The sequence below is a fragment of the Microcoleus sp. CAWBG27 genome (assembly GCF_020883145.1).
In the GTDB taxonomy this organism is placed as follows: Bacteria; Cyanobacteriota; Cyanobacteriia; order Cyanobacteriales; family Microcoleaceae; genus Microcoleus.
This window is the reverse complement of sequence record NZ_JAHREU010000038.1, coordinates 25,648-42,681: the sequence shown is the minus strand read 5'-3', so window position 1 is coordinate 42,681 and position 17,034 is coordinate 25,648. Positions and strand designations below refer to the sequence as shown.

At 43.7% G+C, this 17,034-nt stretch carries 12 protein-coding genes; 8 read left to right on the top strand and 4 right to left on the bottom strand.

Annotated features, from left to right (window positions below):
* The first annotated feature begins 491 nt into the window (after positions 1-491).
* The 5 genes from QZ938_RS20245 (at position 492) to QZ938_RS20225 (ending at position 8,461) form a co-directional block, all read left to right on the top strand.
* Positions 492-5,978 (top strand): AAA family ATPase, encoded by a 5,487-nt coding sequence (locus QZ938_RS20245; protein WP_293354019.1) that lies wholly within the window; start codon positions 492-494, stop codon positions 5,976-5,978.
* A gap of 189 nt (positions 5,979-6,167) precedes the next feature.
* Positions 6,168-6,935, top strand: a complete 768-nt coding sequence (locus tag QZ938_RS20240) for an adenylate/guanylate cyclase domain-containing protein (RefSeq protein ID WP_293354021.1) — start codon at positions 6,168-6,170, stop codon at positions 6,933-6,935.
* Between the two features lie 55 nt (positions 6,936-6,990).
* Positions 6,991-7,578, top strand: a complete 588-nt coding sequence (locus QZ938_RS20235) for a DUF6272 family protein (protein ID WP_293155381.1) — start codon at positions 6,991-6,993, stop codon at positions 7,576-7,578.
* A 189-nt stretch (positions 7,579-7,767) separates the two neighbouring features.
* Positions 7,768-8,121 (top strand): STAS domain-containing protein, encoded by a 354-nt coding sequence (locus QZ938_RS20230; protein ID WP_293155378.1) that lies wholly within the window; start codon positions 7,768-7,770, stop codon positions 8,119-8,121.
* Positions 8,122-8,260: 139 nt separating this feature from the next.
* Positions 8,261-8,461 (top strand): hypothetical protein, encoded by a 201-nt coding sequence (locus tag QZ938_RS20225; RefSeq protein ID WP_293354023.1) that lies wholly within the window; start codon positions 8,261-8,263, stop codon positions 8,459-8,461.
* Here QZ938_RS20225 and QZ938_RS20220 read toward each other — a convergent pair.
* Both QZ938_RS20220 and QZ938_RS20215 read right to left on the bottom strand, forming a co-directional pair.
* The gene (locus QZ938_RS20220) at positions 8,458-9,939 is read right to left on the bottom strand and encodes an ATP-binding protein (protein ID WP_293155371.1); all 1,482 of its coding nucleotides are present in this window, start codon (positions 9,937-9,939) and stop codon (positions 8,458-8,460) included. The two genes, QZ938_RS20225 and QZ938_RS20220, sit on opposite strands and share 4 nt — an antisense overlap.
* 231 nt (positions 9,940-10,170) lie before the next feature.
* Positions 10,171-11,001, bottom strand: a complete 831-nt coding sequence (locus QZ938_RS20215) for an alpha/beta hydrolase (protein ID WP_293155368.1) — start codon at positions 10,999-11,001, stop codon at positions 10,171-10,173.
* Between the two features lie 314 nt (positions 11,002-11,315).
* Here QZ938_RS20215 and QZ938_RS20210 point away from each other — a divergent pair, with 314 nt between their 5' ends.
* Positions 11,316-11,516: a hypothetical protein gene (locus QZ938_RS20210; protein ID WP_293155365.1), complete on the top strand. Its 201-nt coding sequence runs from the start codon at positions 11,316-11,318 to the stop codon at positions 11,514-11,516.
* 290 nt (positions 11,517-11,806) lie between these two features.
* Positions 11,807-13,477 carry a BamA/TamA family outer membrane protein gene (locus QZ938_RS20205; RefSeq protein WP_293363535.1) on the top strand — a complete coding sequence of 557 codons (1,671 nt, stop codon included), beginning with the start codon at positions 11,807-11,809 and terminating at the stop codon, positions 13,475-13,477.
* A 192-nt stretch (positions 13,478-13,669) separates the two neighbouring features.
* Here the strand turns inward: QZ938_RS20205 and QZ938_RS20200 are convergent, their stop codons facing one another.
* A complete protein-coding gene (locus QZ938_RS20200; protein WP_293155358.1) occupies positions 13,670-15,001 on the bottom strand; it encodes a HEAT repeat domain-containing protein in 1,332 nt (443 codons plus the stop codon).
* A gap of 249 nt (positions 15,002-15,250) precedes the next feature.
* Here QZ938_RS20200 and QZ938_RS20195 point away from each other — a divergent pair, with 249 nt between their 5' ends.
* Positions 15,251-16,450, top strand: coding sequence for an RNA-guided endonuclease TnpB family protein (locus tag QZ938_RS20195; RefSeq protein WP_293363533.1), 1,200 nt, complete (start codon positions 15,251-15,253; stop codon positions 16,448-16,450).
* A 12-nt stretch (positions 16,451-16,462) separates the two neighbouring features.
* Here QZ938_RS20195 and QZ938_RS20190 read toward each other — a convergent pair whose 3' ends face one another.
* Positions 16,463-17,014 (bottom strand): CPBP family glutamic-type intramembrane protease, encoded by a 552-nt coding sequence (locus QZ938_RS20190; RefSeq protein ID WP_293152080.1) that lies wholly within the window; start codon positions 17,012-17,014, stop codon positions 16,463-16,465.
* Positions 17,015-17,034 lie beyond the last annotated feature (20 nt).

Sequence of the window (17,034 nt, the reverse complement as noted above, 5' to 3'; positions counted from 1 at the left end):
TTATTTGATATGATAACATTATTAGTCGCTCTTAATACCGTCACAAAAATTAATTAACTGTAGCTAGAGCTTTTTAAACGTAATTCCGTCCGTTCAAGATGTATATCTATTGTAGCCTAGAAATTTGTAGGGAATTCAACCAACAGGAAGCTGGACATCCCAGATGTGACTTGAACAGGCTCCCGCTTCCCGGAAGCAAGCGCTTCAAAGATTTTTAACAAAATTCATGATACGTGCGATGGTTAGCGATCGATATATCATTATTTTTTGTCAAATCTTCCCGAAATCTTGGGAGCAGTAGTAAACTAATAAATAATGAACACAAACAAGTTTGATAGTCCTTAAACATAACTTACGCGCAGGCAGCCAGAAAGCGGTTTTTTTTACTACAATACAGAGGTTGTAGCCAGCCGATCAGCTAAAAAACCCGGTTATCAAGGTCGGAGTGCGTAAGTCCTCTTAAACTAAAAGCTGACTAGGATTTAGCAACTATGACCCCGATCGCAATTCCCGGCTACCGCATCAGCGAACAACTCTACTCCGGCACCCGAACCTTGGTTTATCGAGGTTTTTCGGAATCAGACAATCGACCAGTCGTCATCAAATTTCTCAAGTCTGAGTATCCGACTTTCACCGAACTGGTGCAGTTTCGCAATCAGTACACAATTGCCAAAAATATTGAGAATTCCGGTACAGTCAAACATTTAAGTCTGGAAACATATCGTAACGGTTTTGCTTTAGTAATGGAGGACTTTGGCGGTATTTCTCTGGCTGAATACATCACCAGCGATGCTTTTGGAGTCCAGGGTAAATTCACCAATCGCCTAGCCATTTTTTTGCAAATTGCCATTCAAATTTGCTCGGCATTAGAAACAATATATCACAGCGGCATTATTCACAAGGATATCAAACCACAGAACATTATAATCAACCCTACAACCAAAGAAATCAAACTTATAGATTTTAGCATCTCATCGTTTTTGCCTAAAGAAAATCAAGAAATCAAAAACCCCAATATCTTGGAAGGCACATTAGCTTATATGTCTCCCGAACAAACTGGCAGAATGAATCGCGGGATTGACTACCGCACCGATTTTTACTCGCTGGGAGTAACTTTTTACGAACTGCTGACAGGACAATTGCCGTTCCAATCTAAGGAGCCGATTGAGTTAGTTCACTGCCACATTGCTCGCCAGCCAATTCCCCCGATCGCCCTAAATCCTGCCATCCCCCAAGTATTGAATGACATCGTGCTAAAACTGATGGCTAAAACAGCGGAAGTACGCTATCAAACAGCTTTTGGCATCAAACACGATTTAGAAAAATGCTTAAAACAATACTCGGATTGTGGCACTATTCAACTGTTTGAATTAGGCAGCAGAGACATTTCCGAACGCTTTGTGATTCCCGAAAAACTTTATGGCAGAGAAAGCGAAGTTTCGAGCCTGCTAGCAGCCTTCGAGCGCGTCGCCTGTCCCCAGGAAAATCCCCCAGCAGCCGATTTGGATGTTTCGTCTTCCAACAGCCGAGAACCGCAGAAAATACCCCGTACAGCTACTACCGAAATCGTGCTGGTAGCGGGCTTTTCTGGGATTGGCAAAACCGCTGTGATTAACGAAGTTCACAAGCCCATAGTTCAGCAGCGGGGATACTTTATCAAAGGGAAATTTGACCAATTCAAGCGCGATATTCCCTTTTCGGCATGGGTACAAGCTCTGCAAAGTTTTATGCGGCAATTACTCACAGAAAGTGCTGCTCGCGTTCAGCAGTGGCAAGCCAAAATTTTGTCAGCTTTAGGGGATAATGCTCAGGTAATTATTGATGTTATCCCAGAATTAGAACTGCTGATTGGCAAGCAACCTGTTGTCTCTGAACTAGAACCAAATCCTGCACAAAATCGCTTCAATCTATTATTTCAAAAGTTCATTCGTGTCTTTGCTACCAAAAATCACCCCTTAGTCATTTTCTTAGATGATTTGCAATGGGCAGATTCAGGATCTCTGAAATTAATGCAATTGTTGGTGGGCGAATCAGAAGGTCAACATTTGTTGCTAATTGGCGCCTATCGAGATAATGAAGTGTCCAAGGTTCATCCCTTAATGCTGACTTTATCAGAGATTCGCAAGCTCGGTGCGGGTTCATCTTCTCTACAAAAACAGGGCAGCGATCGCTCGGCCACTATAATTAATCAAATTAATCTCGCGCCACTTTCAATAGTGGACTTGAATCGTCTGGTTGCTGATGCTTTAAGTTGTGCGACCCACCGAGCTTTTTCCTTGACAGAAATCATTTTCAACAAAACTAATGGAAATCCTTTTTTTAGCAATCAATTCCTCAAGCAACTCCACGAAGATAAGTTAATCTATTTCGATTTTGCCTCCCCATTGCCAGGGAGAGATAGGGGTGGTTGGCAGTGCGATCTTACTAAAATCAGAGAATTGGCAGTCAGCGATGATGTAGTCGAGTTTGTGGCGAATAAATTGCAGAAATTGCCACTTGCTACTCAAGATGTTTTAAAATTAGCTGCTTGTATTGGTAGCCAATTTGATCTAGAAACCTTAGCCCTTGTCTGTGAAAAATCTCAAAGAGACACCGCAGCCTACTTGTGGAAACCATTGCAAGAAGGTCTAATTTTACCGCAAAGTGAAGTTTATAAATTTTTTGGAGATGGTGGAGACTCTGCGCCATTAGCGGTTGCCGATTGTCAATTGCCAAGTTATAAATTTTTGCACGATCGCGTTCAACAAGCCGCCTATTCTTTGATTCCAGACGACGCAAAGCAGTCAACTCACCTGAAAATTGGCAGATTGCTGCTGCATCAGGGCGGGCACGCACCATCCACCGCCCCTACGGAAGATCGGATATTTGATATTGTCAACCACTTGAACATGGGAGTGGAATTAATTGTCGATCGCACCGAAAGATATCAACTAGCTTCCTTGAATTTAATTGCTGGGCGCAAAGCTAAAACTTCCACAGCTTATGCTGCTGCTGTTGATTACTTAACTATCGGCAGAAATCTGCTACCAGAGGATAGCTGGACAAATTTATACGACTTGACGATCGATCTTTATGTAGAAGCGGTTGCAGCCGAATATTTGAATACCAATTTCGATTTGTCGCACCAACTGGCCCAAATAGTTATATCGCGATCGCACAATCTCCTCGATCAATTCCGAGTTTACGAAGCCCAAATTCAGTCTTATATTGCCCAAAATCAGATGAAATCGGCAGTGGATACTGGATTGCAAGTTTTGGGAATGCTGGGTGTTGCTTTAGAAACACAACTCCCGGCGGTGGTGGAGATACCCGCTTTAGCCAATCTCCCAGAAATCCACGATCCTTATAAAATTGCTGCTTTGAGGGTTTTATGTGCGATCGCCTCTGCCGCTTATCTAGCTAGTCCAGAAATTTACCCAGCCGTTGTCTTTACAATGGCACATATTTGCAGTAAATATGGAAACTCTGCCCCGGCTAGTTATGCCTATGCTTGTTGCAGCTTAATCTGTGAAACAATCGGAGACATTGAATTAGGCTATCAATACGGTCAACTATCTTTGCAAGTATTAGATAAATTTACCTCCACAGAATTTGAATCTAAAGTTATAATGGTCTACAATGCTTGCGTGAGACATTGGAAAGAACCTAGTCGAGCGACAATACCGTCTTTGCTCTGGGCCGTCCAAAGCGGCTTAGAAAGCGGCGATATGGAGTATGCTTGCTATTCTGCTATGTATCTTTGCATCTACAGCTTCTTTAGCGGTGAAGACTTAACATCTGTAGATCTAAAATACGACCAGTATCTTGAATCAATGGTCAAGTCCAAGCAAGAATATCAGATTTATTATACCAAAATATGGCGACAGCTAACATTAAATTTACAAGGATTAGCTGAGGACAAATGTCGGTTAGTTGGCGAGAGTTTTAATGAAGATGAACTGCTGCCTGTTTTGCTAGCAGCAAATAATGTATCTTCCCTGTTTGGCGTTTATTTTGCTAAATTGGTTCTCAATTATTTGTTTGGCGAACTCGAAAGTGCCGTGGAAAATGCCCAGCTAGCAGAGCAATATGTCGTTGGTGTCGGTTCGCTGATGATGGTACCGCAGCACAACTTTTACCATTCCCTAGCCCTGCTGGCGATGTATGCCGATGCTGAGCCGATCGCGCGATCGCAATATTTGAGCCAAGTGAGAGCCAATCAGGAAAAAATGCAAACCTGGGCATTCCACGCACCCATGAATTACCAACACAAGTACGACTTAGTAGCAGCAGAAATAGCACGAGTATTGGGAGACAGGCTCGAAGCCCTCGATTTGTACGATCGCGCCATTGCTACCGCCAAACAAAACCAATACCTTCAAGAAGAAGCACTCTTCAGCGAACTTACAGCTAAATTCTACCTGGAATTAGGCAAAGATAAAATTGCCCGCGTCTATCTAACTGACGCTTACTACGCTTATGCTCGCTGGGGTTCCCAGGCCAAAGTCCATGATTTACAACAAAAATATTCCCAATTACTCGGCCCCATTCTCCAACAAGAAAACACTTTTTATACAGGAGAGACAATTTCTGAAACAATTGTGGTAGCGATTACTTCCAGCAGCCAAAATGTTTCCAATTTACTCGACCTAGAAACAGTAATTAAAGCTTCTCAAGCCATATCGGGAGAAATCAACGTCGAGGAACTGCTATCAACCTTAATCCGAATACTGATCGAAAATGCAGGCGCATCCAAAGGCTCTCTGATCTTAGAAAGGGATAGTAAATTATTGATTGTTGCTAAATGTGTAGACAAACACTGCTATTTGCCAAATATTCCAGTTTCTCAAAGCCAAGATCTTCCCATCACAGCCATTAACTACGTCTGGCGTACCAGAGAAACCTTGGTAATTAACGATATTGCTGTAGAAAATATCTTTGCAGCAGATCCCTACATTATTCAGCACCAACCTAAATCTGTATTGTGTACTCCCATTGTTAACAAAGGTCAAGCGATCGGCATTCTGTACTTAGAAAACAGTCTCGCCACAGGTGCATTTACTGCTGACAGATTAGAAGTATTAAAAATCCTATCTTCCCAAGCTGCTATCTCCATTGAAAATGCTCTGCTCTATCAAACTCTAGAAGATAAAGTAGAAGAACGTACTGCCGAACTTGCTCAAGCTAATCAAGCAATTTCTGCCCTCAACCAGCGCCTCAAAAACGAAAATGTTCGGATGAGTGCAGAACTCGATCTCCTCAAACAAATGCAGCAGTTAATTCTACCAAAGCCAGCGGAATTAGCAGCAATTGCAGAGTTAGATATTGCAGGATTTATGGAAGCAGCCGATGAAGTTGGTGGCGATTACTACGACGTACTTTTTAATGACGGGGTGGTAACGCTCTGCATTGGTGATGTCACCGGACACGGACTAGAAAGTGGCATTTTGATGGTGATGACTCAAACGGCTGTTCGGACTCTCAAGGAAGTTAAAGAACTTGACCCCGTGCGCTTTTTAGATACCCTGAACCGCACTATTTATAAGAATATTCAGCGGATGAACTCGGACAAAAACCTGACGCTAGCCCTCCTCAATTACGCAGACAGCAGAATTAGTATTAGCGGTCAACATGAGGAAACTCTCGTAGTCCGAAAAGGTGGTAAGATTGAACGCATTGACATGATGGATTTAGGATTTCCGATAGGCTTACATGAGGATATTTCAGATTGGATCGGTCATCTTTTAGTAGATTTAGAGCCGGGGGATGGTGTCGTGCTTTACACTGATGGCATCCCCGAAGCTAGAAATATCCACAAACAATTCTACGGCATGGAAAGACTCTGTGCTGTGGTTTCTCAAAACTGGCATTTGAGCGCCGAACAAATCAAGCAATCTGCGATCGATGATTTGCGAAAATTCATTGGAGCGCAAAAGGTATTTGATGACATTACTTTGCTAGTATTGAAGCAACAGGGAAATATTGTGCATAATTTATGATTGACGGTCATCGGCCAGGTTTATCATATCGCTGTTTCATTTAGTATTGAAGCATCGAAGCAAAATCCGGATTTAGAGATTTTCCACTGTAAGTTATAGTCATAAACAGCGATCGAGCGAAAAAAAATCCGTTTTCTTGGAAAGAAAAGCATTGTAGATTTCCAGCTTGGAGATCGCGTCAGCAAAGAAATGGCAATCATGTTTTCGGATTTGCGTTCGTTTACAAGGATGGCGGAGCAAATGACTCCTCAAGAAAACTTCAATTTCATCAATACATACTTACAGCAAATTAGTCCCGAAATTCGCAAGCACAACGGTTTTATTGTCAAGTATATGGGAGATGGACTGATGGCAGTTTTTCCCGACGGCGTTGATGATGCTATTCAGGCGGGAATTATGAAGGTTGAACAGTTGAAAAAATTAAATCAAAGCCGTAAAATAAATGGGGAGATACCGCTGAATATTGGCATTGGTATCCATGTCGGTGATACGATGGTTGCAATTATTGGAGATGCCAATCGGATGCAAGCTGATGCGCTGTTCGATCGTGTCAATCTCACGGCTCGCCTGGAAAGTTTAACTAAGTATTATGGGGTATCTTTATTAATTTCAGAAGCTGTGGTAAAACGTTTGAGTCAACCCGAAAAATATCATATTCGATTTTTGGATCGGGCAATTGTCAAAGGTAGACAAGAAGCCATTACTGTTTGTGAGGTGTTAGATGTTGAAGTAGAACCTGTGCGATCGCTCAAGATTCAAACTTTGCCTATTTTTGACGAAGGTCTAGAACAATATTGTCAGGTAAATTTTGCTAATGCCCAAGATTGTTTTGAACATATAGTAGAGCTAAATCCTGCTGACAAACCCAGGCAAATTTACCTAAGACGCATCCAAGAATTGTTAAAAAATAGTCTTCCCGCTAACTGGAATGGCGTCTGGAAATTTACCCAGAAGTGACATTGACATATTAACAGGAGGCAGAAAAATAATGACATTTGGAAGTTTACAAACTATGATTCAAGTCTTTGGAGAATTCATCGACCAGTTTCCACCGGAACACGACTCCCTAGAACTTACATTTACGCCAAGTTCTCGCCCGATCAAGCAGCGCTGGCGCAACAATAGGGTATCGGCTCATTTTGTTGCCGATTATTTGTCCAGCTTTCTCCCGGTGGACGAGCAGGATGCTAGCAGCGAGAAACGGATTAAACAAAGTAAGGGAGCTGTGAGCTACATTGCCAATGAACTATTAGAAAATGCCATCAAGTTTACTGATGATAATTGCAATCATAAGGTAAGGTTTGGGATACACTTTATAGGAGAATCTGATGTGACTGCCGTAATTTTTGCCACTAACTACGTGCAGCAACCAGCGGCGAATAAATTGCAGGAATTCATTGCAGAACTGTTTAATTCCGACTCTGATGAACTATATTTACAGCAGCTTGAAAAGAATGCTGAATCTGAAAGTGAAACATCGGGACTGGGATTGCTGACGATGATTAATGACTATTCAGCTAAGATTGGTTGGAAATTTGAGAGGATGTCTGATGGTTCCAATATGCTAGCTATTACGACAATCGTTCAAATTAGCGTTTAGTTTCATTTTTTTCAAGATTGACGAATTCACAAATGGATACAAGCCCCCGACACTGCTCAGTGGTTAACCCCAAATTTTAGACCGAAGTTGAACCTCCTCAATTGATCTGTGGAGTCAATCTCAAATCGAAAAATGGAAATCGACTGGCTCTTTTGTCCGACAATAATTCACTCAGGAAACGACAAAACAATGGATATTCACGAAATCAAAGGTCAAGACTACTGTATTCAATACGATCCAAAATCGGTGACAGTCTGTTTCCAAGGCGAACTCAGCTTAGATGGAGCGCCAGATTATAAGCCAATCGTCGATCTATTAGATGAGGTAGCTAATCCTGAACCGCCTACTATTACCTTGAACCTAACAAAATTGGATTTTGTTAATAGTTCTGGTATTAATATGCTGTCTAAGTTTGTGATTAGTGTACGGAAAAAGAAAACGATTCAACTTTTGGTAGTGGGTTCACAAGATGTTCCTTGGCAACAGAAATCTCTCAAGAATCTAGAAAAGCTATTGCCAACTTTGAAGTTACAATTGGAGTAGGTGATGTTTCAGTTGACAGTTGACAGTTGACAGTTGACAGTTGACAGTTAACAGTTAACAGTTAACAGTTAACAGTTAACAGTTAACAGTTGACGGTTGACAGTTGACAGTTGACAAAAGAAGGAAGAGGATTGGAGTAATGAATAGTCTGATTTTAATTTCTCCCGGGATTGGGGCTTTCAACCAATTATTTCGGGTAATGAATAGTCTGATTTTAATTTCTCCCGGGGTGCAGGCTTTCAACCAATTCTTTCTGGTAATTTTTAAGCACAATTATTTATACAAGCGGGACGCCCGTGCCACAATTTATCATAAATTTGGATGCTTATCAACTGTTTAAGTTTGTTGTACTGGCAGTTCAATGATAAACTCGGTTCCCTTCCCCGGTTCGGACTCGCACCTGAGCGTTCCTCGGTGATTTTCTACTAGGATTTTGTAGACAATAGATAATCCTAAACCAGTACCTTTACCGATCGCCTTGGTGGTAAAAAACTGCTCGAACATTCGTTTTTTTACCTCTGCTGTCATTCCCGATCCCGTGTCAGAAATCCTGACTCTGACGCGATCTAGCCCAGCGAGTTCTGTGCGTATCGAAATTTTTAGGGCTGGATCGGGCCGATTTTTTGCTGCCTCGTCCAAAGCATCGATCGCGTTACTAATTAGATTCATAAATACTTGATTTAGTTGTCCGGCATAACACTCTACACCAGGCAATTTTTCATAATTTTTAACTATTTGAATCTCGCGACGGTCTTTTTTAGCATTGAGACGGTTACGCAAAATTAGGATGGTGCTGTCAATACTGTCGTGCAAATCGCACAGGTTCATGTTAGTGTTATCTGTTCGCGAAAAGCTGCCCATGGATTTGACTATTTCGCGAATGCGATCGGAACCCATGTGCATGGAAGACATAACTTTAGGTAAGTCTTCAACTAGAAATTCGAGATCGATGTCTTGGATTTGATTTTTTATTTCGGAACAGGGGTTGGGATAGTGTTCTTGATATAGACGCAGCAGGTTCAGTAAATCTTGGGTATAAATTTCGGCATGGCTCAAGTTGCCGTAAATAAAACTAACTGGGTTATTAATTTCGTGGACGATACTTGCCATTAGGGCTCCCAGGGAAGACATTTTTTCGCTGTGGAGGAGTTGAGCTTGAGTTTGCTTGAGTTCGCGAAGTGCGCGATCGATTTGGGCTGCTTGAGCTTCGGCTTTGGAGGTGGCTGCACAGCTTTCTTGATAGAGTTCAACCTGTTTGAGGTCGATTTCAAATTGTTCGATTTCGCTTTCTTGCTGGTACTGACTCACGACGGCATCGAAAGCTGTTAACAATTCGCCACCGGCAGCTTCGATAATGTACTGTAGATGGGGATTCTCCTGCCTGAGTTCGGTGTCGGGAACTTGCACTAATGCTTTTATGCGATCGATATATTCGCGCAGTTGCTTGTCTAGATACAGCGGCGCCTCAAAATACATCGCTTTGACGGTGGGTGAAGGGGGACTCGCCAAGTTGATGCTGCTGTCAGTATGAATTAAATCGTGGTGAGATTTTTCCATAAGCTCGATCGCCTCTAACAAATTCCCGCGCAGTTTGGCTCTTTCTGCCGCATTCCCAGAGCTAACTAACCTCATGCAAAAAAATGCCGATCGCTGGGAAAGCATTCGCTGGCGGCCGCTGATGTTAATTACCGCTGCACTAACTTTTCTGGCTGTCGTAATTTCTTCCAGATTAAAGTAGTTTCTCAGTGCCGCCATTCGTAATACTCCAGAATCAACTAAATGTTTGTAGTTCGTGCTGACACAAGATTGTATAACCATAAAAAAAATGTACAATACACTAAGCAATATATGCTCTTTTTACTATTAAAGTAGTATACTTTAATACAATTATTTTTTATTGGTTGCTTGTAGCAAAATAAAGAAGGAAAAATAAGGAAAAATAACAAGAATAAGCAATCAACTGCATTGGGAAAAAGCTATTCAGAGCGTCCTAACCCTCGAAGGTGCCCTATCATATCTTTTAGCATTTTGCTTATTGTAAAGGTTTTCTTAATTATCCAAAAATTTACCGATCAACTTTGCCATGATTTGAGCTTGAGTTTGCGGCAACCCGTGAGTCGCATTAGGGATAATTGCTAACTCAGCTCTCGGTATCTCGTTGGCGTAGGTTTGACAGTGCCATAGAGGAATTGTTTCGTCTCTATCTGCTGCTATGACTAAGGTAGGAATTTGCAATTTGTGAATTTCTTTTTCTACTGTGTCAACGGCGTCTTCTGGCCGCATCCGGCTCATTAAAAATGACCTTGCTACTGGTTGATACATTAGCTCCCTGCGCCACCCGGAAATTTCTTGCAATTTCTCACTTTTCCCCGCTAATCTAGCAAAAGGTTTTGCTAGCTGCAAGGCCCAATCAACGGCGGGCGTTTGCCACAGCAAGGGTCGCAAAGCATCGTACTGACCGCAAAAACTGTCGTCCCGGATTCCCGCAGGTGCTGCTAACACTAAACTGCTGACAGATTTGGGATATTTTAGGGCGTATGCAGATGCTACCCAGCCGCCAAAAGAATGCCCGATGATGCCGCATGGTTCGATGTTTAGTTGTTGTAAAACTTGCCGCACAAAAGCAACTTCTACAGCTACGTCGTATTGGATTTGTGGTTTGCTGGATTCTCCAAAACCTAACATATCTAAACTGATGCACCGAAATTGAGATTGCAATAATTCAATTAAGGGTAGCCAGCAAGTTTTTTCTCCGAAAAAACCGTGCAGCAGCAATAAGCATGGGCCAGTGCCAATGTCGAGGTAGGTGGCTGTTTGGCTGTGGTTATTGACAAATGTAGTTAATGTGTGCTTGTGTGCTACTGCTGCTTGAGACTGCATGGGCGATCGACTCCTGACAATTTGATGGAAGAGGGAAGAGGGAAGAGGGAAGAGGGAAGAGGGGAGAGGGAAGAGGGAAGAGGGCTTTTGTTATTGACGGAGAAGGAAGAATATATACACAGTAAGCTTTTTGGCGATCGACATTTTACTTTTAATGAGGTGGATTTACTTCTTTAAAGCAATACTCGTAAACAATTGTAACAAAACAGCAGTCCATAGGTTAAACTTCATTACAGAGTACACAATTAGAAATAGAGCGTGATAGTCTCTATTATTATTTGAAAAATACTGCAAACTCAAAGCAGGAGAACACTTTGAACTCTACTTTAAAACGTTACCCGGCTTGCTCCCTGCGCGAAGATGTCAGTGAGTACGTAGCACACTTACAACTTCACATGACTTTACAAGCTCGAAACTTGCTCCCTACCATTACCACTGCTAAGGACAGTCGCGAACAACTGTTGCAGCAGACTCAGGCTCATTTTGAGAAGCGTGTTTCTCGGCAATCTCTTTAAAGAATTTTTTGGTTTCCCAATTGTACGATCGCCCGCGATCGATCTTTCCCCAAGTTTAATCATCTCAGAAACCCGGTATCTTCAAAAATACCGGGTTTCTTGTTGGCTAATGGTACTAAATCTGGGTTGAAACTTCTCGTCGAGAGGAGTCGGCGGTTGAAACCGCGACTGCACAAGCGAAGTCGGCCTCCGCCGACTGAAGAATAGAGGGGTATTATTTCCAGATGGGGTATTAGGCATCACGACCGAATTTGAGTAATATGCGTTGAGTATTCTTTAGTTTTATGTTTATGCGAATTCGGATTATTGCATTTTTGAGTTTGGCGGCGGTGGCTGGTGGGGAATTGGCGGCGCGGGCGATCGATCTGACTGTCGTACCGACTGACGTAGAGTTGAGAGAAGGAACCGCAGAGGCGCAGAGGGCGCAGAGGGAGGAGGATGAGGTGAGTGCAACTGTACCGGATTTGCCAACATCTGATGAGATTGCTGTTGCTCCAGAAGTTCGATCGCCCTCACTCAAGTCCGATCGCCATAAAGATTTTACATCTCTGTTAGCAACTGCGGGGACGATCGCCACCAAAGTCGAAATCCCGGAAGCAGTCAACGGCAACGCGCAACAGCTAGGCGGTACTCTACCAATCAGTCAAGGGAGAAATGTTGAGGGCATTTACGTTGCAGAGGTGAAAATTCGCTTTGTTAATTCCCGAGGCGAAGCTGTTGATAAAAAAGGAAATCCGATTAAGGGGAGAACTTCGGAAGATTTTATCCGAGGCGAGCTCAAACTCAAGGCGGGGGATAATTACAGCCAGCAAGTTGTACGATCGGATTTGCAGCAGTTGCAGCAGTTGGGATTGTTTGACAAGGTGACGGTTTCTACTGAAGAAGTTGGGACGGATATTAATGTAATTTACAATGTCCAAGAGCGATCGGCTCGTTCTGTTGGGGCGAGTGTCACTTTGAGTGATGATGTTGGTGTGGCTGTTCCTCTTTCCTATGTCGATCGCACTTTCGGGACAAACGGGCAGCGGTTGTCGGTGGAAATTCAGCCCAGTCTCCGAGGTATCGAGTACGACGTGCAGTTTGTCAGTCCTTACGTTGCCGCCGATGACCGTTTGGGATACAGTGTGAGAGCTTTTGGCAATCGCAGAATTTCGGAAATTTTCAACAAAGATATTAATTTGCCCAACGGCGATCGAGTTCGAGAAATTCGGATGGGCGGAAATCTCGCTGTTACGCGACCTTTGGGCGATTGGCGGGGAACTTTGGGACTGAATTATACCAATATCAGCACGCGCGATCGCAATTTAAATCTTGCTCGCCGGGACGTACTCGGCAATCCTCTCACATTCAGCGGTGCGGGTGTTGACGAATTGTATACTGTTTCTTTTGGCGCTACGCTCGATCGGCGAAACAATCCATTCAACCCAACCAGCGGCTCAATTCTCAGCCTCAGTACAGAACAGTCGATACCTCTGGGACGCGGCAACATTGCGAGCAACCGACTGCTAGCCAATTATATACAATATGTACCAGTAACTTTGCTGGGCATCAGCGAGTCGGAAGCTTTGCCAGAAATGTTGGCTTTTAACGTGCAAGGGGGGACGGTAATTGGAGATTTGCCACCGACGGAAGCGTTTCGCCTGGGTGGACGCAATTCTGTGCGGGGTTACGACGGCGGGGAAATTGGCAGCGGGCGGAGTTATTTTTTGGCTTCCGGCGAGTATCGGTTTCCGGTTGGTAGGGATGTGGGTGGCGTGATATTTGTTGATTTTGCGTCGGATTTGGGAACGGGTGACAGCGTGTTGGGAAAACCGGCGGTAGTCAGGGATAAACCGGGGACTGGGGCTGGTGTTGGTTTGGGTGTCAGAGTGCGATCGTCCTTGGGATTAATTCGCTTGGATATGGGTGTCAGCGATGACGGGGACATCAAATTTGTACTCGGTACAAAACAGCGATTTTAAATAGTTGATAGTTGTAGGGGCGGTGGATGGTGCGGGCCCGCCCTCTTCGTTGACAGTTGACGATAAAGGTACAAAGGTACGTAGTTGCGCTTCAGCGCTCTTTCCTGATATTTATGAAGAGCGCTGAAGCGCAACTACGTACCTAATTTGTTTTAGGCAATTGAAAATTGCTATATTTAGGCTCGTAACTGCTTAACGCTTTGGTTTCTTGATATCCATCAGTTTCGGTTTCACCGCCGGAGTGCGCGGGTAAAACTTAAACTTATTGAGCGCCGCACTTGCCGATTTTGCCACACCGCTATCTGTATCTCGCAAAGCTCTTTGCAAGAGCGGAATCACTTTTTCAGACTTAATCATTGCTAGTGCTTCTACAGCAGCTTCGCGCACTTCCGGGTTGAAATCTTGAGCTAATTTACCCAAGGTTTCTATGGCTCGCTGACCGTCGGTTCTCAAAGCATTAGCCGCACCCATTTTACCTAAAGCAGACGCTGCAAATTTGCGAGTTTCTGTGTCCTGACTTTGAACGCATCCCATCAACTGCGCCACCGATGAGTAGTTTGGTGTTTGTCTGGGAGATTCAAGCGTTTGTCTGATTTCGAGTTGTTCTAAATCAATTGATTGTGGTTCGGAAAATCCTGTGTAATTTAACTCTTGTTCAACTTCTGGTTGATTGAACTCTGGTTGATTGAACTCTGGTTGATTGAATTGATTATATGGGTCTTCTTGCCAAACTTCCTGTTGTGGTAAATCCGATGTAAATTCTGTTGGATTTAACTGACTGAACTGTTGCTCCGGGATTTCTTGTTGTTGTACATTACTCTCGTATTGCTCTTGCAAAGACCTGATAGTAGCTAGCATCTGAGCTTCGCGAGCTTGAAACTGCTCCTGAGCGGCTTGCAACTGACTCTCGTATTGCTGTTGCAAAGCCCCCGTCGTTGATTGTATGTCAAATTCGCTGTTCCCATATTGCGAGGCAGCTTGTCTCAATTGAATTTCGTGTTGTTTTTGCAGGTTTTGAAAATGTTCATCCATCTGAGCTTGATAACTGTCATGCAATTCGTCAGAAAGTGTGAGTATATGACGTTCGTGTTCGGCTTGCAAAGATTGTATGTTTTCCTGAAGCTTAGCATTGTAAGCGGCTTCTAATTCCTGGGTGACTTGTCGGATCTGCTGCTCGTGGGAGCCTCCAACTTGTTGGAGCCGATCGCGTTCTGCTAAAACTTGTTGGAGTCGATTTTCGTATTGAGTCGCAACTTGTTGAATCTGATTTTCGTATTGAGCTGTAACTTGTCTGAGTAAATTTTCGTGTTCAACAGTAGCCTTTCTCAACCGATCTTCTCCTTCTTGGTGTGGAGATTCGGTAGTTTGTTGCATTCGAGATATCTGAGCTAGTTCTATATCCTGAGCTATTCTGCGAGTTTGCAGCAAGTGTTCTTGCTTTTGCTTGTGCAACCGCTTTTCCACTAACCAGTAAGCAACTGCTATCCCCGCCAAAAAACCTACGATTGCTCCTATGATTTCCACAACTGAGCTCCTCCGGACAAAATAGTGATGCTGGACTTTTTACAATTTAACCATACACCCGGGAAGTCCCGCGCTCTACCTGTACAATCCGTGAGCGTCGGGATCGAAGGCGAGCGAGTTGACGATTACAGCCGAGTCGCATAACGCGCAGCGTTTGAGGTTTGAGGCTGGATGAGAAAACAAGCCAACTTATTGACAACCGCAAAATCCTTGTGTTAATCTTTTATCAGAAACACCGATAGCCGATAAATGCTGAAAGCTTACAAGTTCCGAATCTATCCAAGCGCCCACCAGCAACAGTATTTTGCTGGTGCTTTTGGTTGTTGTCGATGGTTTTGGAACTATAGTTTGAATAAGAGCCAAGTAACCTACAAGGAAACTGGTAAGGGATTGAGCAGATTGGCTATCCAAGGTATGCTACCAGCGCTCAAGAAGGAATACCCTTGGTTGAAAGATGGGGCATACTCACAAAGCTTGCAAGTAGTAGCACTGAATCTATCAACTGCTTACAAAAACTTCTTTGAGAAACGTGGTGGGTTTCCTAGCTTCAAATCCAAGCACAACAGGCAATCTGTCACCTATCCCCAGAATGTGAAAATTCTGGAGGACACTATAAAATTTCCGATTATTGGTGAAGTCAAAGCCAAGATTCATCGCCAGTATGATGGCACGATCAAAACTGTAACGGTATCCCAAAACCGAGATGGTGCGTATTTTGCATCGGTACTTGTTGATGATAAAATTGGCACTCCAGATGCTAATATCGAAGGAAAAGCAATTGGCTTAGATGTTGGGCTAACTGATTTCTTGGTCACGTCTGACGGCTCTAAGTACAAGCATCCTAGAGCAACTGCTAAACATCGTAAAAATCTGAAGCGCAAGCAACAGAAGCTAAACCGAAAAGTCAAAGGCAGTAACCGACGGAATAAAGCCCGGAAGTTAGTAGCCAAGGTGAATTCTAAAATCAAAAGAGTGCGTGAGGATTTTCTGCACAAGCTATCCCGCAAGATAGTAAACGAAAACCAAGTAATTGTAGTAGAAGATCTAAATATCAAAGGAATGGTAAGAAACCATTGCCTAGCCAAAGCTATCTATGATGCTGGCTGGTCCATGTTTGGAACAATGCTTAAGTATAAAGCCGAGGCAGAAGGCAAGGTCTATTTAGAGATTGACCGATTCTTTCCTAGCTCCAAAACTTGTAACCATTGCTTGTTCAAAGTTTCTGAAATGAATTTGAAAATACGCCAATGGAAATGTCCTAAGTGTGATGCTGTGAATGATAGAGATATCAACGCAGCGCTAAACATTAGAGACGAAGGCTTGCGGTTTTTGGCGTTGGGAATCAGCGCTACTGCCAGTGGACGCAATGTAAGTCAACCCGGAAGAATCTCGGTTCTCTCGGATGCTGTTGCGGTCGAAGCTGGAAGCCCACTCTCTACCGCAAGGTGAGAGTTGGGTAATTCACCCATACAGCTTCCTGTAACCGCCCAAGAGCAGCAGCCAGACTGTCACTCCCAGCCAGTGAATCACCACCGCAGTCCAGATGGAACCGCTTTGCAGGTATGCGATGGAGCACGCTGCGCCCAAAACAGCCGCCAGTAGCAAAAACACGGGATTCATAAAGGTCGATCGACCGATCGGATAAAAAGTCAGCGCGTTGAGCGGGTGGTAAACTACAAACAGCAGCAAACTGGAGCATCCCCAAAACCACAGCATCAGCCCAGAAGCATTCTCGAAAGGGTGCGGCAGCATTAACACGCGGAAAAAAACTTCTTCAGTCAGCCCCGGGCTTAACAAACAGCCTGCGAGCACTCCGGCAATTATTGGCTGGGAGGTTTGCACGTCTACTTTCAGAAATCCGGACGAAAAACCGATGGGAAGTGCGATCGCGCTGTAGACTAGCACCAGCAGAGCTACAACCAGCCAATCGGTGAAATCGGGAATAGTTGAAAAAGCGTGGGTGAGGCGGCGTGCTAGCAAATCGAAGAGTGCGATCGCACTAAAATTTAACATAATCAAATTTATAATTAAAA

Excerpts from the sequence above, each read along its gene's own strand:
- QZ938_RS20205 (WP_293363535.1), top strand. The coding sequence starts at position 11,807 with ATGCGAATTCGGATTATTGCATTTTTGAGTTTGGCGGCGGTGGCTGGT.
- QZ938_RS20220 (WP_293155371.1), bottom strand. The coding sequence starts at position 9,939 with ATGGTTATACAATCTTGTGTCAGCACGAACTACAAACATTTAGTTGAT.
- QZ938_RS20190 (WP_293152080.1), bottom strand. The coding sequence starts at position 17,014 with ATGTTAAATTTTAGTGCGATCGCACTCTTCGATTTGCTAGCACGCCGC.
- QZ938_RS20240 (WP_293354021.1), top strand. The coding sequence starts at position 6,168 with ATGGCAATCATGTTTTCGGATTTGCGTTCGTTTACAAGGATGGCGGAG.
- QZ938_RS20195 (WP_293363533.1), top strand. The coding sequence starts at position 15,251 with ATGCTGAAAGCTTACAAGTTCCGAATCTATCCAAGCGCCCACCAGCAA.
- QZ938_RS20225 (WP_293354023.1), top strand. The coding sequence starts at position 8,261 with ATGAATAGTCTGATTTTAATTTCTCCCGGGATTGGGGCTTTCAACCAA.
- QZ938_RS20245 (WP_293354019.1), top strand. The coding sequence starts at position 492 with ATGACCCCGATCGCAATTCCCGGCTACCGCATCAGCGAACAACTCTAC.
- QZ938_RS20215 (WP_293155368.1), bottom strand. The coding sequence starts at position 11,001 with ATGCAGTCTCAAGCAGCAGTAGCACACAAGCACACATTAACTACATTT.
- QZ938_RS20230 (WP_293155378.1), top strand. The coding sequence starts at position 7,768 with ATGGATATTCACGAAATCAAAGGTCAAGACTACTGTATTCAATACGAT.
- QZ938_RS20235 (WP_293155381.1), top strand. The coding sequence starts at position 6,991 with ATGATTCAAGTCTTTGGAGAATTCATCGACCAGTTTCCACCGGAACAC.